This is a genomic window from Actinomadura formosensis, assembly GCF_050948385.1.
Taxonomy (GTDB): domain Bacteria; phylum Actinomycetota; class Actinomycetes; order Streptosporangiales; family Streptosporangiaceae; genus Spirillospora; species Spirillospora formosensis.
The window spans coordinates 3501917-3524246 of the sequence record NZ_CP192011.1 but is presented as its reverse complement, the minus strand read 5'-3'; the positions used below and the strand labels follow the sequence as shown (position 1 = coordinate 3524246).

General features: G+C 72.5%; 23 protein-coding genes. 7 read left to right on the top strand and 16 right to left on the bottom strand.

Going from position 1 to position 22330, the window contains the following annotated elements; all coding sequences use genetic code 11:
- Positions 1–5: 5 nt before the first annotated feature.
- Complete coding sequence (locus tag ACQP1N_RS16580) at positions 6–980, bottom strand: ornithine cyclodeaminase family protein (RefSeq protein ID WP_084263289.1); 975 nt, start codon at positions 978–980, stop codon at positions 6–8.
- A 20-nt stretch (positions 981–1000) separates the two neighbouring features.
- Entirely contained in the window at positions 1001–3040 is a 2040-nt protein-coding gene (paaZ, locus tag ACQP1N_RS16575; RefSeq protein WP_433232364.1) for a phenylacetic acid degradation bifunctional protein PaaZ, read from the bottom strand.
- A gap of 119 nt (positions 3041–3159) precedes the next feature.
- Here paaZ and mgrA point away from each other — a divergent pair, with 119 nt between their 5' ends.
- Both mgrA and ACQP1N_RS16565 read left to right on the top strand, forming a co-directional pair.
- Positions 3160–4185, top strand: coding sequence for an L-glyceraldehyde 3-phosphate reductase (gene mgrA, locus ACQP1N_RS16570; RefSeq protein WP_433232361.1), 1026 nt, complete (start codon positions 3160–3162; stop codon positions 4183–4185).
- 128 nt (positions 4186–4313) lie between these two features.
- On the top strand, positions 4314–4688 hold the full coding sequence (locus ACQP1N_RS16565; protein WP_067803793.1) for a DUF6343 family protein: 375 nt from the start codon (positions 4314–4316) through the stop codon (positions 4686–4688).
- Positions 4689–4709: 21 nt separating this feature from the next.
- On the opposite strand, the gene ACQP1N_RS16560 is transcribed toward ACQP1N_RS16565, so the two are convergent.
- Complete coding sequence (locus ACQP1N_RS16560; protein ID WP_433232359.1) at positions 4710–5618, bottom strand: helix-turn-helix transcriptional regulator; 909 nt, start codon at positions 5616–5618, stop codon at positions 4710–4712.
- A 102-nt stretch (positions 5619–5720) separates the two neighbouring features.
- Here ACQP1N_RS16560 and ACQP1N_RS16555 point away from each other — a divergent pair, with 102 nt between their 5' ends.
- The 4 genes from ACQP1N_RS16555 (at position 5721) to ACQP1N_RS16540 (ending at position 9577) form a co-directional block, all read left to right on the top strand.
- The gene (locus ACQP1N_RS16555) at positions 5721–7160 is read left to right on the top strand and encodes an MFS transporter (protein ID WP_433232356.1); all 1440 of its coding nucleotides are present in this window, start codon (positions 5721–5723) and stop codon (positions 7158–7160) included.
- 440 nt (positions 7161–7600) lie between these two features.
- Entirely contained in the window at positions 7601–7741 is a 141-nt protein-coding gene (locus ACQP1N_RS16550) for a hypothetical protein (RefSeq protein ID WP_157419356.1), read from the top strand.
- The gene (locus tag ACQP1N_RS16545) at positions 7738–8748 is read left to right on the top strand and encodes a glycosyltransferase family 9 protein (RefSeq protein ID WP_067807200.1); all 1011 of its coding nucleotides are present in this window, start codon (positions 7738–7740) and stop codon (positions 8746–8748) included. The genes ACQP1N_RS16550 and ACQP1N_RS16545 overlap by 4 nt, the downstream gene beginning before the upstream one ends.
- A gap of 151 nt (positions 8749–8899) precedes the next feature.
- Positions 8900–9577: an SDR family oxidoreductase gene (locus tag ACQP1N_RS16540; protein WP_433232354.1), complete on the top strand. Its 678-nt coding sequence runs from the start codon at positions 8900–8902 to the stop codon at positions 9575–9577.
- 172 nt (positions 9578–9749) lie between these two features.
- On the opposite strand, the gene ACQP1N_RS16535 is transcribed toward ACQP1N_RS16540, so the two are convergent.
- From ACQP1N_RS16535 to ACQP1N_RS16520, 4 genes are all read right to left on the bottom strand, one after another.
- Positions 9750–10151: a DUF2267 domain-containing protein gene (locus tag ACQP1N_RS16535; protein WP_067807207.1), complete on the bottom strand. Its 402-nt coding sequence runs from the start codon at positions 10149–10151 to the stop codon at positions 9750–9752.
- A gap of 335 nt (positions 10152–10486) precedes the next feature.
- Positions 10487–10852, bottom strand: coding sequence for a fluoride efflux transporter CrcB (gene crcB, locus ACQP1N_RS16530; RefSeq protein ID WP_433232350.1), 366 nt, complete (start codon positions 10850–10852; stop codon positions 10487–10489).
- Positions 10849–11325, bottom strand: a complete 477-nt coding sequence (locus tag ACQP1N_RS16525) for a fluoride efflux transporter FluC (protein WP_433232348.1) — start codon at positions 11323–11325, stop codon at positions 10849–10851. Before ACQP1N_RS16525 ends, crcB begins: the two co-directional genes overlap by 4 nt.
- Positions 11326–11465: 140 nt before the next feature.
- Positions 11466–11927 carry an SRPBCC family protein gene (locus ACQP1N_RS16520; protein WP_067807213.1) on the bottom strand — a complete coding sequence of 154 codons (462 nt, stop codon included), beginning with the start codon at positions 11925–11927 and terminating at the stop codon, positions 11466–11468.
- Positions 11928–12090: 163 nt separating this feature from the next.
- Between ACQP1N_RS16520 and ACQP1N_RS16515 the strand changes: the two genes are divergently transcribed.
- A complete protein-coding gene (locus tag ACQP1N_RS16515) occupies positions 12091–12876 on the top strand; it encodes a SigB/SigF/SigG family RNA polymerase sigma factor (protein ID WP_067807217.1) in 786 nt (261 codons plus the stop codon).
- Positions 12877–12931: 55 nt separating this feature from the next.
- On the opposite strand, the gene glpK is transcribed toward ACQP1N_RS16515, so the two are convergent.
- From glpK to ACQP1N_RS16470, 9 genes are all read right to left on the bottom strand, one after another.
- Positions 12932–14449 carry a glycerol kinase GlpK gene (gene glpK / locus ACQP1N_RS16510; RefSeq protein ID WP_433232345.1) on the bottom strand — a complete coding sequence of 506 codons (1518 nt, stop codon included), beginning with the start codon at positions 14447–14449 and terminating at the stop codon, positions 12932–12934.
- A 34-nt stretch (positions 14450–14483) separates the two neighbouring features.
- Entirely contained in the window at positions 14484–15314 is an 831-nt protein-coding gene (locus tag ACQP1N_RS16505; RefSeq protein ID WP_067807222.1) for an MIP/aquaporin family protein, read from the bottom strand.
- Positions 15315–15614: 300 nt separating this feature from the next.
- Positions 15615–16952: an IS110 family transposase gene (locus tag ACQP1N_RS16500; protein ID WP_067808169.1), complete on the bottom strand. Its 1338-nt coding sequence runs from the start codon at positions 16950–16952 to the stop codon at positions 15615–15617.
- Positions 16953–17188: 236 nt separating this feature from the next.
- Positions 17189–17569: an IS110 family transposase gene (locus ACQP1N_RS16495; RefSeq protein ID WP_433232343.1), complete on the bottom strand. Its 381-nt coding sequence runs from the start codon at positions 17567–17569 to the stop codon at positions 17189–17191.
- 30 nt (positions 17570–17599) lie between these two features.
- Positions 17600–17740 carry a hypothetical protein gene (locus ACQP1N_RS16490; RefSeq protein WP_433232340.1) on the bottom strand — a complete coding sequence of 47 codons (141 nt, stop codon included), beginning with the start codon at positions 17738–17740 and terminating at the stop codon, positions 17600–17602.
- A gap of 170 nt (positions 17741–17910) precedes the next feature.
- Positions 17911–19068, bottom strand: a complete 1158-nt coding sequence (locus ACQP1N_RS16485; protein WP_067805364.1) for a M20 metallopeptidase family protein — start codon at positions 19066–19068, stop codon at positions 17911–17913.
- Positions 19055–20158 (bottom strand): amidohydrolase family protein, encoded by a 1104-nt coding sequence (locus ACQP1N_RS16480; RefSeq protein WP_433232337.1) that lies wholly within the window; start codon positions 20156–20158, stop codon positions 19055–19057. The genes ACQP1N_RS16485 and ACQP1N_RS16480 overlap by 14 nt, the downstream gene beginning before the upstream one ends.
- A complete protein-coding gene (locus tag ACQP1N_RS16475; RefSeq protein WP_433232334.1) occupies positions 20148–21437 on the bottom strand; it encodes a glutamine synthetase family protein in 1290 nt (429 codons plus the stop codon). Before ACQP1N_RS16475 ends, ACQP1N_RS16480 begins: the two co-directional genes overlap by 11 nt.
- A complete protein-coding gene (locus ACQP1N_RS16470) occupies positions 21434–22300 on the bottom strand; it encodes a MurR/RpiR family transcriptional regulator (RefSeq protein ID WP_165488478.1) in 867 nt (288 codons plus the stop codon). Before ACQP1N_RS16470 ends, ACQP1N_RS16475 begins: the two co-directional genes overlap by 4 nt.
- Positions 22301–22330: the final 30 nt, after the last annotated feature.

The following is a 22330-nucleotide window of genomic DNA, read 5'->3' as shown; positions in this document are numbered from 1 at the left end:
CCGCGTCACAGGTCCACGTGCCGGCCGACGCCGGCCGCGCGGGCGCGTTCGACGATGACGGAGGCCGCCGCCGTGTCCTGCACGCCGACGCCGACGCTGTTGTAGAAGACGATGTCGCCGGCGCCGTCCCGGCCGGGGGCCAGGCCCGCGACGATGGGTCCGAGGGGGCGCACGTCGCCGGGGCTCAGGCGCCCGGCGCGGACGGCGGCCACGACCGGCCCGGCATGATCGAGCGCCGTCGGCACGTCGTCCACGACGACGGCGGCGGCGCGGGCGAGGACGCCGCCGTCCACCTCCGTCCGGTCCGGGGCGAAGGAGCCGACGCTCAGGACCGTGCAGCCGGGGGGCGGCCACGCGCCGAGGACGACCGGTTCGGTGCTGGTGGTGGCGGTGACGACGAGCTGCGCGTCCTCGACGGCCCGCCGGACGGACGCCGCGTGCTCGACCGGAATCCCCAGCTCGTCCGAGAGCCCGGCGGCGGTGCACGTGTCCGGGTGGCGGCACACCAGGCGCACCCGGCCGATGGGACGCACCGCCGCCATCGCCCGGACGTGGGCGCGCCCCTGCACGCCGCACCCGATCACCGCGAGCCGGGACGCGTCCGGCACCGCCAGATGGTCGGCGGCGACCGCGCTCGCCGCCGACGTGCGCAGCGTCGTGACGGCCTCGCCTTCGATGATCGCGACGGGCCGCCCGTCGACCGGGTCCTGGACGGTCACGAGCGCGGCCACGGTCGGCAGCCCGCGCGCCGCGTTGCCGGGATTGACGCTGCCGAACTTGGAGACGGCACCGGTGCCGGGCAGCCGGGAGACGTAGCAGAACGCGACGTCGCCGTCCGGGCCGTCCAGCAGCACCCGGGGCGCGAGCCGTGCCTCCCCGCGGCCGAGCGCGCCGAACGCGGCGCGCTGCGAGGCGATCGCCGCCGGAAGGTCGAACACCGCGCGCACGTCGGCCGCGGAAAGCAGCAGGACATCGGCCATGGGGAGATTCTCGCAAAGGGTCAGTCGTGCCTCGGCCGTTTGGCCACCAGCGTCAGCACGTCGTACTTGGCGACCGAGGCCCCCTCCTGGTTCGTGACGTCGGTGTCCCAGCGGACCTCACCGTAGTCCGCGTCCTCACGGGGCGTGATCTGCTTGGCGGTGAGGGTGACGGTCAGCTCGTCGCCCGGCTTGACCGGCGTGAGGAACCGCAGCCTCTCCAGCCCGTAGTTCGCCAGGACGGGCCCCGGGGACGGCTCGACGAACAACCCCGCCGCGAACGAGACGACCAGGTAGCCGTGGGCGACGCGGCCGCCGAAGAACGGGTTCGCCCTCGCCGACTCCTCGTCCATGTGGGCGTAGAAGGTGTCGCCGGTGAACCCCGCGAAGTGCTCGATGTCGTCGAGGGTGACCGTGCGGGGGCCGCCGACGGCGGTGTCGCCGACGCGCAGGTCCTCCAGGTACTTGCGGAACGGGTGCTCGCGAGTGACGGTGCGGTCGGTGCCGGGGACCCAGCGTCCGGTGATCGAGGTGAGCGTCGCGGGCCCGGACTGGACGGCCGTGCGGCGCATGTGGTGCACGACCCCGCGGATTCCGCCCATCTCCTCACCGCCGCCGGCGCGTCCGGGACCTCCGTGGACGAGCGACGGCAGCGGCGACCCGTGCCCGGTCGACTCCCCGGCGTCCTCGGAGTTCAGCACGAGGAGGCGCCCGTGCCAGGGCGCGGTGCCGAGGACGATGTGCCGGGCGAAGCCGGTGTCGCCGGTCACGACCGACCCGGCGAGGCTGCCGCGTCCGCGCACGGCGAGCTCGACGGCCTGCTCGGCGCCCTCGTACGGGAGCAGCGTGCTGACCGGCCCGAACGCCTCGACCTCGTGCGGCTCGGCGCGGTTCGCGTCGTCGGCGCGCAGCAGGATCGGGGACATGAAGGCGCCGCGCTCGGCGTCGGCGCCGATGACCTCGACGTGCTCGGGGTCGCCGAAGACGACACGGCCGGCGTCCCTGAGCGCCTTGAGGGAGCGCCGCACCTCCGCACGCTGGTCGAGGGTGGCGAGGGCGCCCATCCGGACGTCCGGGTCGGACGGGTTCCCGACCGTGACCTCCGCCAGCCGGCCGCGGACGGCCTCGGCGACGTCGTCGATGAGCGCCGCGGGGACGAGCGCGCGCCGGATCGCGGTGCATTTCTGGCCCGCCTTCACGGTCATCTCCGTGACGAGCTGGCTGACGTAGAGGTCGAACTCCCGCGTGCCCGGCGCGGCGTCCGGCCCGAGGATCGAGCAGTTCAGCGAGTCGGCCTCGGCGTTGAACCGCACCGCGTTGCCGGCGACCACCGGGTGGGTGCGCAGCAGCCGGGCCGTGGACGCCGACCCGGTGAACCCGACGATGTCCTGCTCGGTGAGGTGGTCGAGCAGGTCGCGGGGTTCCCCGCACACCATCTGCACCGTCCCCTCCGGCACGATCCCGGACTCGACGATCAGCTCGACCAGCCGCGCGGTCAGGTACGCGGTCTGGCTCGCCGGCTTGATCAGGCTCGGCACCCCGGCGAGGAACGCGGGCGCGAGCTTCTCCAGCGGGCCCCACACCGGGAAGTTGAACGCGTTGATCTGCACCGCGACACCGCGCGACGGCGTGCACAGGTGCTGCCCGACGAACGTCCCGCCCTTGCCGAGCGGCTCGACGTCCCCCTCGATCAGCACCCGGTCGTTCGGCAGCTCCCGCTTCCCCTTGCCCGCATAGCCGAACAGCACCCCGATGCCGCCGTCCACGTCGAACTTCGCATCGTTCAGCGTCGCGCCCGTCCGGGCCGACAGCGCGTACAGCTCCTCGCGATGCTCTCTGAGGTGGGAGGCGAGCGCCTTCAGCAGCGCCGCACGCTGGTGGAACGTCAGTTCCCGCAGCACCGGGCCGCCGACCGCCCGCCCGTAGCGCAGGGCGGCGCCCAGGTCGATCCCCGCCGAGGAGATCCGGGCGATCTCCTCCCCCGTGACGGCGTCATGCAGCGGCGCCCCCTCGTCCTCCGGAGCACGCCATGAACCCGACACATAACTGCGCAGCACGACCATCGGAAGCTCCTCGTCCCTGTCTCGTGAGTCCTCCTGCCATCTTCGGGCCTCGCTCACGCCCCGCGGACATGACGGCCGGGTCGGCGAGGTCCCCAGCATGTCCTGAAATACTCCTGAACATGACTTATGCGGCGGACAGTGAACGGTACGAGCGGATTCCCTACCGGCGGTGCGGGCGCAGCGGGCTGCTGCTCCCCGCGATCTCGCTGGGGCTGTGGCACAACTTCGGGGACGACCGTCCGCTGGACGTCCAGCGGGCCATCCTGCGGCGCGCGTTCGACCTCGGCGTCACGCACTTCGACCTGGCGAACAACTACGGGCCGCCGTACGGGTCCGCGGAGATCAACTTCGGCCGGATCCTGCGGGAGGACCTCGCGCCGTACCGGGACGAGATCATCATCTCCACCAAGGCCGGATATGACATGTGGGCCGGCCCGTACGGGAACTGGGGCTCCCGGAAGTACCTGCTGGCCAGCCTCGACCAGTCGCTGCGCCGGATGGGCGTCGAGTACGTCGACATCTTCTACAGCCACCGTTTCGACCCGGAGACGCCGCTGGAGGAGACGATGGGCGCGCTGGACCGGGCCGTCCGGTCCGGGAAGGCCCTGTACGCGGGGATCTCGTCGTACTCCCCGGAGCGCACCGCGGAGGCGGCCGCGATCCTGCGGGAGATGGGGACGCCGCTGCTGATCCACCAGCCGTCCTACTCGATGCTCAACCGCTGGATCGAAAACGGGCTCCTCGACACGCTCGGCCGGGAGGGCGCCGGCTGCATCGCGTTCTCGCCGCTCGCGCAGGGCATGCTCACCGGCAAGTACCTCGGCGGGATTCCGGAAGGGTCGCGGGCCGGCAGGGACACGTCGTTCTCCTCCAGCCTGCTCACCGAGCAGAACCTGCGGCACGTCCGGGCCCTCAACGAGATCGCCAAGGAGCGGGGCCAGTCGCTCGCCCAGCTCGCGCTGGCCTGGTCGCTGCGGGACCGCCGGGTCACCTCCGCGCTGATCGGCGCGAGCAGCGTCGCGCAGCTGGAGGAGAACATCGCGGCCCTCGACCGGCTCGGCTTCACCGCGGACGAGCTGGCCGCGATCGACCGGGACGCCGTGGAGGCGGGCATCAACATCTGGGCGGACTCCAGCACGGACTGATCATCCGCGCATCGACGCGGCACGGCCGGGCACGAGCAGCACATGGACGAGATGACGCCGCGGAACGCCGCGTCCGGCGAGCACACGCCGATGCCGCCGGCGCGGTCACCGGCGCGCGAGGTGACGTGATGGGCACCCCCGACCGGCGCGGACCCGACGGGCGCGGACCCGACCGGCACGAGCCCGACGGGCACCGGCCTGACAGGCGGGACACCGGGCGGCGCGGTTCCGAGCCGTACGGGCCCGGGTGGCACGGGCCGGGCTCGCACGGGCCCTACCCGCACGAGCAGCCGCGCGGCAGCGAGCCGCTGAACGCCCGCAGCCCGCTGCGGCTGCGGGCGATCCTGTCCGGGATCGCGCTGGTCGCGGCGGCGGCCGCCGCGATCGTGTTCGCGGTCGGCGTGCGGGGCGACGGGGCCTTGGCGGCGGCGGCCATCTGCGCGGCCGTCGCCGTCATCGCCGCGATCGACCTGGTCGTCATCGCCAGGCGCGCCCGCTCCTGAGCGCCCCGGGGGGCTCGGCCGTCAGTGGCGGTGGTCGGTGGCGGCGGCCTCCGGATGGGCGAGCAGCCAGGCGACCCGCTCGCGGCTCTCCTCGTCGGTGGGGGTGCAGGTGATGAGCCGCGCGCCCGGCGAGGCGGAGATGTCGAAGCTCATGGTCCGGGTCCGGATCTCCCCGGCTGCATGGTGCCGGAACACCTTGGTGCCCGACTGCGGCAGCGCGACGTCGTGCGACGCCCACAGCCGCGCGAACTCCGGGCTGACCGCCTGCAGCCGCTGGACGATCTCCTTCCAGCCCGGCTCGTCCAGGTGGCGGCTGTAGCGGTGCCGGAACGTCGCGACGAGCAGGGGCCCCGTCTCCGCGAGGTTCGCGATCGGGTTGCAGCACGGCGGCAGCGTGAACGCCATCCACATCGAGTTCCGCTCGCACGGGCGCGCGGTCATGACGTGCGGGAAGATCGCCGCGAAGGCGGCGTTCCAGGCGAGGATGTCGGAGCGGCCGTTGACCACCGAGGCGGGCATCGGCACGAGCGCGTCCAGGACCGCCCGGACGTCCTCGGGCAGGCTTCCGGCCTCCTCGCCGGCCGTGCCGTCGGGGACGTCGGCGAGCCGGTACAGGTGCTGGCGTTCGGCGCCGTCCAGCCTGAGCGTGCGGGCCACCGCGTCCAGCACCTGCGTGCTCGCGTTGATCGGGCGCCCCTGCTCCAGCCACGTGTACCAGGTGACACCGACCCCGGCGAGCTGCGCGACCTCCTCGCGGCGCAGGCCGGGCGTGCGGCGCCGCGGCCCGGGCGCCATCCCCACGTCCTCGGGCGTGATCCGCTCGCGCCTGCTGCGCAGGAACGCCGCCAGTTCGGTGCGGCGGCGCGGCCCGGTCCGCGGGCGCGCGAGCGGTCCGCCGGTGGCGGTGTTCTCCGCACTGGTCGTCGTCACGTCCCCAGCCTGCCTCCGGTCGGCGATGTGTTCCAGGTGCTGTCAGTACCAGTATCAGCAGGCTCTCGTTACGGGTACCGGTGTCGCTGCACGCTTGACCCCATGACACAGACAACCGATCTGCGTGGGACTGTTCCCGAACGGGGGTCGCGGAACGGGTCCGGCGGCCTCGCGCTCGCCGTCATCCTGCTCGGCCAGTTCATGGCCATCCTCGACGTGAGCATCGTCAACGTCGCGCTGCCGACGATGCGCGCGGACCTGCACGCCTCGGGGGCGGGGCTGCAGCTCGTCGTGGCCGGCTACATCATCTCCTACGCCGTTCTCCTCATTACCGGCGCGCGGCTCGGCGCCCTCTCCGGCCACCGCCGCATGTTCCATCTCGGCCTCGCCGGCTTCGTGGTGACATCGCTGGCGTGCGGGCTGGCGCCGTCCACCGGCACGCTGGTGCTGTTCCGGTTCCTGCAGGGCACGGCGGCGGCGCTGCTGACGCCGCAGGTGATGTCGATGATCCAGCGGGACTTCACCGGCGAGGCCCGGGCGCGGGCGCTCGGCCTCTACTCCGCCGTGGTCGCGGGCGGCGTCGTCGTCGGGCAGGCGGCCGGGGGCCTGCTGGTCAGCGCGGACCTGTTCGGCACCGGTTGGCGGACGGTCTTCCTCGTCAACGTGCCGATCGGCGTGGCCCTGCTGCTCGCCGGCCCGCGCGTGCTGCCCCGGGACGAGGTCGCGTCCGGCGCGGGGAACCTCCGCGGCCGGCTGGACGCGCGGGGCGTGCTGACGCTGGCGCCGGCGGTGCTGCTGTTCGTCGTCCCGCTGATCATGGGCCACGAGCTGGGGTGGCCGCTGTGGGGCTGGGGGGCGCTGGCCGCGAGCGCGGTGTTCATGGCGGCCTTCGTCGCCGTGGAGCGCCGCGCCGGCGCCGCCGGCGGGCGCCCGCTGATCTCGGCGCGGGTACTGCGCGCGCCGCTGCTCGTCCCGGCCTGCGTGGCGATCGTGTTCGGGCCGTGCAGCTGGGGCGCGTTCCTGTTCACCACCACCCTGCACCTGCAGGGCGATCTGGGGATGTCGCCGCTGCGGTCGGGCCTCGCGTTCGTGCCGTGCGTGATGGCGTTCGCGCTGGTCGGGCTGAACTGGCAGCGGCTGCCCGACCGCTGGCAACGCTGGGTGATCCCGGCGGGTTTCGCGCTCGCGGCGGCCGGCTACCTGTGCATCGGCCCGCTCGCCGGCGGCGGCCCGGCCTACGAGGCGCTCACCGTGGTCATCGGGGCCGGCCTCGGCGTGATGCCGATCATCATGACGGTCGCGCTGCGGCACGTCCCCCTCGGGGACGCCGCCGACGCCAGCGGCCTGCTGCTCACGCTGATGCAGCTCGCACAGGTGATCGGCATCGCGACCATCGGCACGCTGTTCCTGACCGCCGCCGAGTCCGGCGGCTCGACCCGGCACGCCGAGTACGGCACCGGCTGGGCGCTCGCCGCCGCGACCCTGGCCGGCGCCGCGTGCGCCCTGTTCCTGGCCCGCGGCCGGACCCCGGCGCGGGCCTGACCGCGCAAGTGCCCCGCCGGCCGCGCCCGGGCCGCCTCGGCTGTGGGCGGGACGGGCGCGGGCGGCCGCCGGGAGCGGGCGGCGCGGCCAGGCGGTCAGCAGCCGGTTGCGGACCTCCCGCGACGGGTGGTGGTGGACGGCGGGTTCCGGCACGCAGGCGAGCCCCGCCCGGCGGCGGCCAGAGGGACTACCGCCCGCCCCGGGTCATGACGGCGGTGCGGCGCACGAGCCCGCGCGTCCCCGGCCTCTGCCCTCCATGTACCCGTACTGCCTGGCACTTCGCCCGGTCGGCGACCTTACTGGCTTCAGCGTTTAGGTCCATGATTATCGGCAATGCCGAATTACCCATAGGGGATTCACTCGCGCGAGACCGCCGAGAGCCGGTGTCTACGACGGAGCCATCGGCATCTCACCGAATGCCGCGCCGGAACGGGGCTCACATGCGCGTGCTCGGAATCAATGCGATCTTCCATGACCCGGCCGCCGCGCTGGTCGCGGGCGGCGGGGCCGTCGCGGCGGTGGGGACGGCGCCGCCGCTGGACGCCGTCGATCTCCTCCTCGGCGGAGGGCGGCGCCGATGAGGGTTCTCGTCGCACGCCAGGACAACATCGGCGAGGTGCTGCTCGCCGGGCCCGCCGTGCGGGCGGTCGCCCGGCGCGCCGAGGAGGTCGTGCTGCTGTGCGGGCCGCGCGGCCGCGCCGCGGCCGACCTGCTGCCCGGTGTCGACCGCGTGCTGGAGTGGCGCGCCCCCTGGATCGACCCCGACCACGTGCCCGTCGAGCGGGCCGCGGTCGACCGGCTCGTCCGCGACCTGCGCGGGTTCGACCGGGCGCTGATCTTGACCTCGTTCCATCAGTCGCCGCTGCCGCTGGCGCTGCTGCTCCGCCTCGCCGGGACCCCGTGGATCGGCGGCATCAGCGAGGACTACTCCGGGTCGCTGCTCGACCTGCGGCACCGGCCTGACACCGACCTCCCCGAGCCGCTGCGGATGCTGGCGCTGGCGGAGGACGCCGGGTTCCCGTCCCCGGCCGACACCCGGCTGCGGGTCCGGGGGCCGCTGCCCGACACCGGCCACCTGACCGGCGGGCCCGGGTACGTGGTGGTGCATCCCGGGACGTCGGTCCCCGCGCGCGCCTGGCCGCCGGGGCGCTGCGCCGAGGCGGTCCGGCTGCTGGACGCGGCCGGGCACCGCGTCGCCGTCACCGGCCACGGGGACGAGAAGGAACTGACCGCGCTCGTCGCCGGGGAGGCCGGTCTCGACCTCGGCGGGCGCACCACGCTGCCGGAGCTGGCGTCCGTGCTGGCGGGCGCGTGCGCCGTCGTCGCCGGCAACACCGGCCCCGCGCATCTGGCTGCGGCCGTGGGCACCCCCGTCGTGTCGCTGTTCGCGCCGACCGTGCCGGCCGCCCGGTGGGCCCCGTTCGGCGTCCCGCTGGCGCTGCTCGGCGACCAGCGGGCGCCCTGCAAGGACAGCCGCGCCCGCGATTGCCCCGTCGACGGGCACCCCTGCCTGTCGTCCGTCACCGCCGACGAGGTCGCCGCGGCGGTAGAGATCGTGGCATCGGTCGAGGAGGTCCCCACCTCATGAGAGTCCTGATGCGGCATGCGCACGGCCTACACCGGGACGGCGCTGCCCGAGGCGGAGACGGTCCGCGCCCACGACGGCGAGATCGTGCTGCTTCCCCCGCTGGAAGGGCGCTCACCACGCGCCTGTTGTCGACCACGAAGGGAAACGCGTCATGAACGTCCTCATCACCGGCGGCGCCTCCGGGCTCGGCGCGGCGGTCGCGCGCAGGATCGCAGACGACGGCGGGCGTCCTCTCGTCCTCGACCGGCACCCGCCGAAGGACGACGTCGAGTACATGCAGGCCGACCTGGCCGACCGGCGGCGCACCGAACTCGCCGTGCACGGCCTGGCGCGCGCCGCGGGCGGGCTGAACGCCGTCGTCACCGCCGCCGGCATCGACGCGTGCGGAACGCTGTGCGAGGTTCCCGCCGAGGACTGGGAGCGGGTCGTCCAGGTCAACCTGCTCGGCACCGCCGCCGTCGTCCGCGCCGCGCTCCCCTATCTGGAGAACGAGCCGCAGGGGCGGGTCGTCACCGTGGCGTCCACGCTCGGGTTCCGCGCGCTGGGCGACGCCACCGCGTACTGCGCGTCCAAGTTCGGGGTCGTCGGGTTCACCCGGGCGCTCGCCGCCGAGACGGCCGGGAGGGTCGCCGTCACGATGATCGTGCCCGGCGGGATGGACACCGCGTTCTTCGACGACCGCGCCGACCGGTACAGGCCGGGCCCGGACGCCGAACTGAACCCGCCCGGGAACGTGGCGGCGGCCATCGCGTTCGCGCTCTCCCAGCCCGCCGGCTGCGAGGTGCGGGAACTGGTCGTCTGCCCGTCGCGGGACCCGTCGTGGCCGTAACGGCCCGCCGCGTCCTGGTGCTGCGCGGGCTGCGGCGCGCGGTGCCCGGCGCCACGATCACGCTCACGGCGCCCGCCGACGTGCCCGCCTGGGGCCCCGGCGAGCACGAGGTGGCGCGCCGGTGCCGGCCCGTCGCCGCGTACGGGCGCGAGCCCTGTCCCGGCCGGACGGGTCAGCCGGTGTGCCCGGCCCCCACCAGGTCCCGCAGGTCGGCGGGGAGGCTGTCGCGCACCTTCTGCGCGACGGCGCCCTGGGTGGCCTCGTCGGTCACCTCCAGCACGACGCGCGCCAGGTACGCCGAGCGCGGCTCGTCGGCGCCGGACCGGGCCGCCACCCGCTCCAGGAAGTCGTGCCGGCCGAACCGCTCCCCCGAGCCCCGGCCGCCGTAGACCTCGGTGCGCCGCAGATGCTCGCCGATCTCATGTGGCAGTTGCGCCGCGAGGTTGTCGGCGAGCCCCTCGGGGATCCGCTCGCCGAGCGTCTCCAGGACCGCGCGGGTCGCCCGCTCGGCCTCGCCCATGCCGGAGAGGCGGGCCCGGTTCTGGACCTGTCCGATGAACTCTTCGTGCCGCATGACGGACGCTCCTTCCTGCATATCCGAGATGCAGGAACTGCCCGTTATGTCCAGTTCTTAACGTGCCGGGGCGCCTCCACGGGCGGCGGGCCGTGCAGCGGCCCGCAGGCGAACACCAGGTGCGGGTAGGACGCGGGATCGGCGTGGTCGGGGTCCAGGCCGGCCGGTCCGAAGCCGGAGTGGCACGGTGCCCTGCCCTTCGCGTGACACTTCAGACACCTTCTGGTTTACGGACACGGGCTCATGGGCACAGTCACCTCGCGGCCCACTCGCCGGCTCGGAGCCAAGTGCCCCGACCTTCGAGCCTGGGCCGCACCACATTTCTCCCCGGGACTTCACATCGCGGGCAGTGCCTCGGCGACGACCATGCCGCAGTAGGCGGCCCCCAAGCCCGCGGCGACGCTCGCGGCGGCGTTGAGCAGCGCGGAGGAGCGGGCCCCGTCCTCGGCCAGCCGGAACGTCTCGTAGCCGAACGTGGAGTAGGTACTGAGGGCGCCGCAGAACCCCGTCCCGGCGAAGGCCATCACATCACCGTTCACGGGCAGCGCCGCCAGAAGGCCCAGCAGGAATGAGCCCGCGACGTTGACGGTGAAAGTCCCCCAGGGGAACACCGAATCGTGCGCGGCCTGCACCGCCCGGTCGGCCAGGTAGCGCAGCGGAGCACCGAACGCCGCACCCAGCGCGACCAGCAGGACGGTCACTCGCCGTCCTCCACCGTCCGCGGGCGGACCAGCGACCTGGTCAGCCGCACCCCGGCCAGGACGGCGGCGAGCGCGGCGGCCGGCGTCAGCACGAGGTACGCCAGCCCCACCCGAGGCGCGCCGTGCGCCGCGGCCCGCTGGATGTCGACGCTGTAGGCCGAGAACGTGGTGAAGCCGCCGAGCACCCCGGTGCCGAGGAACGGCCGCACCAGCCGGTGCGCGCCCCCCACCTCGGTGATCAGCACCATCAGCACGCCGATCAGCAGGCAGCCGGAGACGTTGATCCAGAAGACGGCCCACGGGAACTCCCCCGGCCGGTACGGGAACGCGCCGCTCACCGCGTACCGCGCGAGGGCGCCGAGCGCCCCGCCCGCCGCGATCGCCCCCAGCGTCTCCCAGGGCGCCTGCCGCAGCTCGGCGCGCTGCCGCGGGACGTGCAGATCGACATCGGGGTCCACGGGAGGGCGGGCCATGGGCGTACTCCTACCAGTAGCGACAGCGTTCACCGGTAGGGACCGTTGGCGGACGTCGTCCGCGGTTTCACCCCGTATCGGGCACGGCGGGCCCCACCGCCGCGTCCCCGTCCGCCGGGGCCTTTCCGAGTGTAGCGGGGTCAGGGTTCGGGACGGTCGACCCTGCCGCGCCAGCCTCCGGTCTGCACGCCACGCGACTCGATGAAGGTCTTGAAACGCTGCAGGTCGCCCTTCACGCGGCGGGTCAGCGCGCCGCCCCGGTCGCCCGCCTTCTCGGCGAGGCCCTCCGGGTCGATCTCCATCTGCGCGGTGACGCGGGTCGTGGTCTCGTCCAGCCGGTGGAAGGTCACCACGCCGGCGTGGGTGGGGCCGTTCAGGGACTTCCAGGCGACGCGCTCGTCGGGGAGCTGCTCGGTGATGCGCGCGTCGAACTCGCGGGTGACGCCGGCGATCCGCGTCGTCCAGTGCAGGGTCGTGTCATCGAGCTGGCGGATCTCCTGGACGCCGTCCATGAACTCCGGGAACGTCTCGAACTGCGTCCACTGGTCGTAGGCGGCGCGGATAGGGACGGTGACGTTGACCGATTCGGTGATCGTGCTCACGGCTCCACCTCCTGGTTCACCGCCCCGTTACCCGCCTGACATGCGTCTACCCGCCCGGTCCCCGGCCGCGCCGTGTGACCCCTTGATTGACGGGTAAAGAAACGGGACCGAACAATCGCCCTCCAGCCCTCGTCTGCACTCGTCTGCAAAGGAGATGCTTCGTATGACATCGGCGCAGACCACCCGGTTCGACGACGGCCAGACCGAGGTCCTGCTGGCGGAGATGAACCGGCTGGCGGAGGACGATCCCCGCCGGGAACGGCTGCGGGCGCGCATCGTCGACATCCACGCCCCGCTGGTCCGTGGCGTCGCGCGCCGGTACGCCCACCGCGGCGAACCCCTGGACGATCTCCAGCAGGTCGCCTACCTGGGGCTGGTGAAGGCCATCAACCGGTTCGACCCCGAGGTCGGCGACCGGTTCGTCACCTACGCCTACCCGGTGGTGACCGGCGAGGTGAAGCGGCACTTCCGCGACAAGACGTGGGGAATCCGGGTGTCGCGCCGCATCCAGGAGCTCCGGCCGATCCTGCAGCGCACCGTCCAGGAGTTCACCCGCGGGCACGGCCGCTCCCCCACGACCGCGGAGATCTCCTCCCTCATGGACATCACCGAGGACGAGACGGTCGAGGTCATCATCGCCTGCGACGCCTACCGCCCGCTGTCCCTGGAGGCGCCGGCGGACGGGTCGGCGAGCGGCGAGAGCGGCACGGTCGGCGAGTATCTCGGGTCGGACGACCCGGCGCTGGACGCCTTCATCGACGGGCACTCGCTGGGCCCGCTGATCGACGGCCTGCCCGAGCGCGAGCGGACGATCCTGCTGCTGCGGTTCTTCGGCAACAAGACGCAGACGCAGATCGCCGAGCAGATCGGGCTGTCGCAGATGCACGTCTCGCGGCTGCTCCGCGCCACCCTCGACCGGCTCCGCGTGGGCCTGCTGGCGGAGGGGTGAGCGCACGGCCTCCGCCGGGGACGAGAGGACGCCCCCGCCCCCGGCAGGCGCACCCTCAGTCGACCTCCACCCAGCCATACGTGCGTTCGACGGCCTTTTTCCAGCCGGTGTAGCCGGTTCTGCGTTGTTCGTCGGTCCAGGTGGGGTGCCAGCGTTTGTCTTCGTTCCAGTTCTGGCGTAGTTCGTCGGTGGTGTTCCAGAAGCCGACGGCCAGGCCGGCGGCGTAGGCGGCGCCCAGGGCGGTGGTCTCGGCCACCACGGGGCGGGAGACCGGGACGCCCAGGATGTCGGCCTGTAGTTGCATGCACAGTTCGTTGGCGGTGACGCCGCCGTCGACTTTGAGTACGTCCAGGGTGACGCCGGAGTCTTCGCGCATGGCCTCGACCACGTCGCGGGACTGGTAGCAGATCGCTTCCAGGGTGGCGCGGGCCAGGTGGGCGTTGGTGTTGTAGCGGGACAGGCCGACGATGGCGCCGCGGGCGTCCGAGCGCCAGTAGGGGGCGAACAGGCCGGAGAAGGCGGGCACGAAGTAGACCCCGCCGTTGTCGTCGACCTGCCGGGCCAGTGCCTCGCTTTGCGCGGCGCCGGAGATGATGCCGAGCTGGTCGCGCAGCCACTGCACCGCCGACCCGGTCACCGCGATCGACCCCTCCAGCGCGTACACGGCCGGCTGGTCACCGAACTTGTAGCAGACGGTCGTGAGCATCCCCGCCTTGGACCGGACGAGTTCCTCCCCGGTGTTGAGCAGGAGGAAGTTGCCGGTGCCGTAGGTGTTCTTGGCCTCGCCGGGTGCGAAGCACACCTGCCCGACCGTCGCGGCCTGCTGGTCGCCGAGGATGCCGGTCAGCGGCACCTCGCCGCCGAGCGGGCCGTCCGCGCGGGTCGTCCCGTACGGCTCGGGCGCCGAGGACGGCCTGATCTCGGGCAGCATCGGGCGCGGGATGCCGAAGAACGACAGGAGTTCCTCGTCCCAGTCGAGGGTCTCCAGGTTCATCAGCATGGTGCGGCTGGCGTTGGTGGGGTCGGTGACGTGGACGCCGCCGTCCGTCCCGCCGGTGAGGTTCCACAGCACCCACGTGTCGATGTTCCCGAAGATCGCCTCGCCGTTCTCGGCCGCCTCCCGGACGCCGTCGACGTTCTCCAGAATCCACTGGACCTTGCCGCCGGAGAAGTACGTGGCGGGCGGCAGGCCGGCGCGGTACCGGATCGTCTCGCCCCTGCCGTCGCGTTCGAGCGCGGACGCGATGCGGTCGGTGCGGGTGTCCTGCCAGACGATCGCGTTGTAGTACGGGCGCCCCGTGCGCCGGTTCCACACCACGGTCGTCTCCCGCTGGTTGGTGATCCCGAACGCGGCCAGGTCGCCATGGCTCAGGTTCGCCTTGTTCAAAGCGGACTGGATGACGGCGCGGGTCCGTTCCCAGATCTCGGTCGGATTGTGCTCGACCCGGCCGCTCTGCGGCAGGATCTGCTCGTGCTCCAGCTGGTGGCGCACGACCTCGTTGCCGCCGTGGTCGAAGACCATGAAGCGGGTGCTGGTCGTGCCCTGATCGAGCGCTCCGACGAAGTCGGCCATGGCTCTCCCTTTCTGCCGGCGGGGCCGGGCCCCGTCAGGAAACGTCGTATTCCGGCCTCGGCTCAGTCATACCGGTGCCCTCCTCCTCTTCGGGGATGTTCCGCCCGATGAGCAGGATGTAGAGGCCGGCCCCGAGCGGGCCGCCGATCAGCGGCCCGGCGATGGGCACCCAGAAGTAGAAATTCCCGTACTGGTCCCGCCACGCGCTCTCGTATCCGGTGAGGTACTGGGCGAGCCGGGGCCCGAAGTCGCGGGCCGGGTTGATCGCGTACCCGGCGTCGCTGCCGAACGCCATCCCGATCCCCACCACGACCAGCCCGATGATGAGCGGGGCCAGGTTCGCCAGCGGCGGCGCGTTGCGCACGTCGGTGAGGGCGAGGACGAGGAAGAGCAGGATGGCGGTGCCGATGACCTGGTCGCGGAACGCGCCCCAGGTGCCGACCGGCAGCGAGCCGTTGCCGGGCAGCGTGGAGAACACGAACTGCGACTTGATGGTCAGGCCCGGATCGAACTTGTGCAGGATCTCGGTGTAGTCCCACCGGACGATCAGCGCGGCGACGAAGGCCCCGAGCGTCTGCGCGAACCAGAACGGGAGCACCTTGCGCCATGGGAATCCCTTGAAGACGGCGAGAGCCAGCGTCACCGCGGGATTGATGTGCCCACCGCTGATCCTGGCGGCGACGTACACGCCCAGCGTCACGCCCACCCCCCACGCCCAGGCGATGCTGTCGTGGTCGCCGAGGGCGGGCCCGCCCGCGATGACCTGCGCGACCACGCCGACGCCGAACAGGATCAGGATCAGCGTGCCGGCGAACTCCGCCGTCATCTCCCGGGCGAGTTCGGGGAGCTTCGGCCATCGCGTCATCTCTCCTCCTCCAGGAAGGTGTGACGCAAGACATAACCGCCACGGACGTAAGTACGCCCGGTGAGACAGGGCGGCGGGTTACGTGACGGCAATACCGGCACCAAGCGTCGCCCATCGCACCCCGCCGCGTGAACGCGATGGCGTGATGGTGCCCGGGAAGGAACGCGCTACGCGGTCAGTGGGTGCGGTGCCGCACGAGCGGCGGCTCAGCGGCCGGTGGATGCTGAACGGAAAATGGAACCCCAGCCGGGCAGGCGTCAGCGTCCGTTCTGCGGGAGCGGAACGGTTGCTCAACTGCGGTCAGGCTGCTGGTTCGAGGGTGACCTGGTGGCCGAGGGCTTGGAGTTGGCGGACGAGGTCGCGGGTTTTGCGGGTGGGGTTGAGATGGCGTTGGTGCCAGTCGGGGCCGAGTTCTTGGTAGTGGGTGTCGGGGTCGTTGATCAGGTGCCAGGTGATGACGAGGATGGAGCGGGCGACGGCGACGATGGCCTTGGCGTGGCCGCGGCGTTTGACGATGCGCCGGTAGCGGGCGCCGAGGAAGGTGTCGGTGCGTGCGGCGGCGGTGGCGGCTTCGCCGAGGGCTCCTTTGAGCCAGGGGTTTCCTTGTCCGGCGGGACCGGCGGTGTTCTTGGCTCCGGACTGAATGGTTCTGGGGCATAGCTTCGCCCACGAGACCAGGTGCTCGGGAGTGGGGAAGCGGCTCATGTCCAGGCCGATCTCCGCGAGGATGATGTGGGCGGTGGTCGCTCCGACGCCTGGGATGTTGTCTAGGCGTTCGGCCACGTCGGCTGCGGTGTGGCCAGGGGTGGTGTCGGTTCCGGACGTGATAGCGGCCGGGGCGTCATCGTGCGGGCCGGTGATCTCTCCCAGGGTCTGGGTGATCAGCCGATCGAGTTCGCCGAGTTGTGCGGTGAGGTGGTCGACGGTGCCCAGCAGGATCCGCAGCAGGTGGGCGTGATGGTCCTCGAACTGTCCGGTGAGGGCCTCGGTGAGGGGCTGTGTCTTTTTGACCAGGCTGCCCTTGGCCAGGTCCGCCAGAGTCCGGGGGTTGCGTTCGCCGGCGACCAGTGCGTCCAGCATGGACCGGCCCGAAACACCGAAGAGGTCCGAGACGACATCGGACAACTTGATCTGCGCGTCTTGGAGGGCCTTGTCCACCCGGTGCTTGTGACGGGTGCGTTCCTGGACGAAGACGGTGCGGGTGCGGGTGAGGTCCCGCAGTTGACGGACCGGTTTCGGGGGCACGAACGAGGCCCGCACCATGCCGCGTTCGGCGAGTTTGGCCAGCCAGACCGCGTCCAGCTTGTCGGTCTTGGGCCGCCCGGGGACGTTCTTGACATCACGCGCGTTGACCAGCCAGCACTCCAGCCCCCGGTTCTCCAGAAGGTAGAAGAAGGGCCGCCAGTAGCTGCCCGTCGCCTCCATCACCACGCGTTGGACGCCCTGGCAGACCAGCCGGTCACCCAGTTCCAGGATCGAGTTCGTGGTCGAGGAGACATTCCAGACCTGCTGGACCCGCCGGCCCTCGATGGTGTCGTGCGGGACTCGCAGACAGACCATGCCCGATGCCTTGGCGATATCGATCGCCGCGACCCGGGCTACCGTTCCGTCGTCGTGATCCTCTCCGGTTTCCTGCATGGTCTTCCTCCCCTTTGCCGATCGTGCGGGCGGGGCCGCCCGGGGGGCCTGAGGGGAAACGGAGAAGCTGAACGGCGTGCTCAAGGCGACAGTGTGCGGCCCCTCGGACGGCTCCCTCACCAGACTCCTATGCGGGCTCACGACCCAAACATCAAGCGGCGTCGGCGGGCAGCCCCGCACCGAATTTTCACGCCCGCGGGGCGTCGCCGCAGGCGAACGGCTGACTCCTATAGATGTCAAGCTGCAGGAGCGAGATCGTTTTGAGTGGTTTGTTCGGTTGGTGTGCCGGTCAGAGCGCGGTGGACCTCGCGGGCGACGAAGCGTTTTAGGCAGCGGATGATCTCCTTCTTCGACAGCCCTTGGGTGGTGCGGCGTTGGACGTAGGCGCGGGTGCGCGGGTCGTGGCGCATGCGGACCAGCACGATGGTGTGCAGGGCGTTGTTGGCGGCGCGGTCGAGGCGGTGGCGGCGGGTGCGGCCCGAGGACGCCGGGATCGGTGCGACCCCGGCGAGGTGTGCGAACGCCGCCTCTGAGCACATCCGTTCGGGGTTGTCGCCGGCCGAGGCCAGCAGCTGCCCGGCGGTCCGGGCGCCGACGCCGAACAGCTCCAGCAGCACGGGAGCGGCCTGCTGGACCAGCGGGCCGATCTAGGCGTCCAGGTCGGTGATCTCGGCGTCCATCGCCTGGTACCGGCGGGCCAGGCGGCGCAGCGCCGCCCGGGTCGCCGCCAGGGGATCCGACAGGTCCGCCCCGGGCCGCAGCCGCGCGCCGGTCGGGCGGGTGGACAAGACAGTGACGGGGCTTCTGGACCAAGCTCCTATGAGGTCACAAACGCCCGTCCGGCCGCGTGCGTGGCGGCCCCGCCGACACGCCGACAAATCCCAAACAGGACGGCCGAAGGCGTCAGTCAGGCGGAGGGGCAGACGCATCAGCAGAACCACCACTCACATCATCACTGTCAGGCGTCGTCGACGAGGGGCAGCGCGGCGAGCACCCCGGCGGCCATGGCCCGGGCGGTCAGCTCGACCGCGTCGTCCGCGGGCAGGAACTCCGCGTGGTGCAACGCCGCGCCGGCCGAGGACACACCCGCGAACATCATCACCGCGGGCGCCAGTGCGCCGAAGTAGGAGAAGTCGTCCGCGCCGCAGGACCGCAGTGGCGCGCTGACCGGCATCGCCTGGGCGTGCAGCCGTTCCCGCACGGCCGCGCTCAGACCCGGGTCGTTGGTCAGCACCGGCTCGCCGGGCGTCACCTCGACGACACCGGCGCACCCGTGCGCCGCCGCCGTGTGCTCGACCGTACGGACGAGGTCCTTGTGCAGCCGATCCCGGTCGTCCGGGTGCAGGGTCCGGATCGTGCCGCGCGCCCGGGCCTCCTCCGGGATGACGTTGGGCGCGGTCCCGGCGGACAGCTCGCCCACGGTCACCACGGCGGCGTGGGTGGGATCGGTGTGCCTGCTGACGAGTTGCTGGATCGCGGTCACGCACTGGCAGAGCACGAGCACCGGGTCGGCGGCGAGGTGCGGATAGGCGCCGTGCCCGCCGTGCCCCTCGATCGTGATCGTGAACTCGTCGGCGGCGGCGTTGATCGGCCCCGCGTCCACGGCGACGGTGCCGTCGGGGATGCCGGGGTGCACGTGGACCGCGATGTAGGCGCGTACGGCCTGTGCCGCGAGCGCCGCGTCACGGGCGACGTCGAGGGCGCCGGAGGGGTACACCTCCTCGCGCGGCTGCAGGATGCCGAGCACCGGCAGCCCGGTACGCCGGGCCGCCCGCAGCAGCGCGGCCAGCGCGGCGAGATGCACGTCGTGGCCGCAGGCGTGCATGTAGCCGTCGCGTGCGGCCCACGGCACCCCGGTGCGCTCGTTGATCGGCAACGCGTCGAGTTCGGCGCGTACCGCGATCGCGGGCCCGACGGGCCCCACCCGCAGCAGGCGGCCGGTCTCGGCGACCATGACGCCGGGCTCGCGGACGAACGCGGCGACCCGTTCGGCCGTCGCGCGTTCCGCGCCGCCGGGCTCGGGGTCGGCGTGCAGGCGGCGCCGCAGCTCGACTGCCTGGGGGATCTCCTCGCCGAGCGCCTCGAACAGGCGCCCGGCCAGGTCACCCATGGACATCCAGCCCGTAGACCCGAATCGCGTTTCCCCCGCAGACCAGGGATGTGATCCGCGCGACGTCCGCGGCGTCGACGTGCCCATCGTCCTGCCATCGGGCGAGTGTCGCGGCCAGCCCCCGGCGGAAGAGCAGGGAGCCGAGCAGGTACAGCTCGGGCAGGCCGAAGGCGTCGGAGCTGAACAGCACCTTGGTGTAGGGCGCCAGCTCCATCGACTCGGCGATCACCCGTTCCGCCGAGGGGCCGGTGAAACTGACGGCGAGCCCCACGTCGAGGTGGACGTGCGGGTACACGGCCGCGAGATACCCCGCCTCACGGTGGTACGGGTAACAGTGCAACAGCATGATCGGTACGGAGACGGCCCGGATGAACTCCGTCATCAGCGTCGGGTCGTTGCGGTGCAGCACGATGTCGGGGTCGCCGTAGCCCACGTGGAACTGCAGCGGCAGCCCGAGGTCGACCCCGCACCACAGCGCGTGCCGGAGCAGCACCGGGTCCTCGACCCGCCCGCCGGCGCGCAGCCAGGCGTCCGCGGCGGCGAGCACCTCCCGGCGGCCGGGCCGCGCCGGGTCGAAGTCCAGCCCGTGGCGGTAGGCGATGATGGACTTCAGCCCGACGCTGCGGCTCTCGGCGCACTTGGCGGCGAGCGTCGCGCCGAAGCCGTCCGCCAGGTGCTCGGCCCCCTCCCAGGCGGTGCTCTCGAGTACGGCCTCCAGCCGGGTGATCTCGCGGGTGCCGACGTCGCCGATCCGCTCCATCTCCGCCGGGGTGAGCAGGTCGGCCGCCCGGAATCCGCAGTCGAGGAGGAACGTGTCGATCCCGGCCGCGGCGAGCAGCCGCCTGGCCACCTCGGCGCAGCCGAGTTCGTTCCTGCGGGCGAGGTAGTCGCCGGGCGCGGCGTGCGGAGGCAGGCCGAGGACCGGCGCGCAGTGCGCCCGAATCGCGAGCCCGACCGGACTGTCGAAGTGGCTCGTGCCCGGGGCCGGCGGTGTCGTCGCCTCGGTCGCGAGCTGCTCGAACTCCTCGCGACCCAGGTCGGTGCGGACGAGTCCATGGCAGTGGTGGTCGACCATGGCCAGGGAGTCAGTAGACATGCGCGAGCACCTCGTGGACGTCTTTGGTGGTCTCGGCCAGCGCCAGCTCGGTGTGCTTGACGGCCTCGAAGCAGGCGAGCAGGCGCGGTGGGAACCAACCGCGTACGGTCTCGTCCGCGGCGAGCGCGCGCAGCGCGTCGGGCAGCGACGCCGGAAGTGGCGCGAACCGGGCGGCGGCCCGGCCGTGCTCGGTGAGCTCGCCGACCTCCCCGGTGACCGGCTCCGGTGGGATGAGGCCGCCGGCGATGCCCGCGGCGCCGGCCCGGATCAGCGCGGCGAGCAGCAGCCAGGGGTTGGCGGTGGCGTCGGCGGCACGGTATTCGAGGTTGGCGGTGCCGGCCGCGCCGTTCAGCGGCGAGCAGATCCGCACCATCGCCTCGCGGTGACGCAGCCCGAGGAAGGCGCCGCCGGAGCTCCACTTGTGCGGCCGTAGCCGGTCGTAGGAGATCACGCTCGACGCGGTCAGCGCGACCAGCGCCTGCGCGTGGTCGAGGATCCCGGCGGCGAACGCCCCGGCGGGCGCGGACAACCCGCCCGGCCCGGTCGGGTCGTGGGTCGCGGGTGTCCCGTCCGGCTGGAGGAGGCTCACGTGCACGTGCACGCCGTTGCCCGTGCCCCCGGAGACGGGCATCGGCGTGAACGACGCGCGTCGCCCGTGTCGCGCCGCGACGTCGCGGACGAGTTCGCGCAGCAGGATCGCCTGGTCGGCGGCTGCCACCGGCGGTGCGGGCCGGAGGGTGACCTCGTACTGGTTGGTGCCGTACTCGGGCAGCCAGTTCTCGGGTTCGAGCCCGGCCGCCTCCAGCGTCGCGACCAGCGTCGAACCGAAGGGTTCGGCCGCGCGCAGGCCACGGATCGAGAATGCCGGGTACGGCTCGTGGCCGTCCAGGGTGAACTCGTGCTCGAACGACACCAGCAGGCGCAACCCGGTGGCCGCCTCGAAGTCGCGTACCGTGTCGCGGAGCGTCGTACGGGCGCAGCAGTCCCATGGCTCTCCGTCGCAGGTCACGGAGTCGGCCAGGTAGAGGGCGAGGGCGCCGCCGCCGGGCACGGGCTCGATCTCGGCCCGGGTCGCGGGGTCGGGGCGCAGCCGCAGGTCGCCCGCCGAGCCGAACGGGTTGGGGTCGGCGATCTCACCGAAGGCGGTGAGCGCCAGGTTGGCGGGCACCCAGCCGACCCCGGTGGTGAGCCGGTCGGACAGATCCTCGACGGGGAACGTGCGTCCGCGGCAGACCGCCACCAGATCGCTCGTCGCGACGCAGACAAGGTCCTTGGTCAATATTCTCGTACCTCCCGGTCGGCCGTAAGAAGCTGGTCGAACTCCGAAACCCGCTCGCGCGGCACCTCGCCCATCTCGTCGACGATCGCGGCCACGAGCGCCTCCACCAGGGCCATCGCCGGGGTCAGGGCGTCGAACGGCGACGGCGTGGTGACGGTCGCGGGCAGCACGACGTCGGCCACCGCCGCCGCCGGGGACAGCCAGGGATCGGTGAAGAGCACGACCTTGGCGCCGCGAGCCGCGGCCTGCTCGGCGAAGCGGACGATGTCGGACTGATAGCGCCGGTAGTCGAACACGACGACCGTGTCGGACCGGCGGATGTCGATCAGATATTCGGCGTGCTCGTGGACGCCGCCGGAGACGTACGTGGCGCGCGGGCGCAACTGCCGCAGGTGCATGACCAGATAGCGCGCGAGAAGCGTGCTGAAGTATCCCCCGATGGTCCACGCGGGCCGGCGGCCGTCGGCGAGCAGCGCCGCCGCCCGTTCCAGCTCCCCGTCGGGCAGTTGGCCGAACGTCTCGCGTATCCCCCGGCTGAACACGTCGCGCGAGCGCGGGCCCGCGGCTTCGCCGAAGCTGGTGTCGTACTGGGTGAGCGGCGAGGTCAGCCGGTCCTGTAGCTCGATCTTGAGCGCGGTCTGGAGGTCGGCGTAACCGGCGAAGCCCAGCCGCTGCGCGAGTCTCAGCACGGTCGGGGCGCTGACCGTGGCCCGCCGGGCGAGCGCCGCGACGGGTTCGAGCGCGACGGTCGGGTAGCCCGCCAGCAGCGTACGGGCGACCTTCTGCTCGGCGGGGGGCAGCGTGCCGAGGAGGGCGCGCAGCCGCTCGGCCAGCATACGGCTCGGCTCGGTGGACTCCGTCATGGTGCAGATCATTACATCGACTCCTATTGA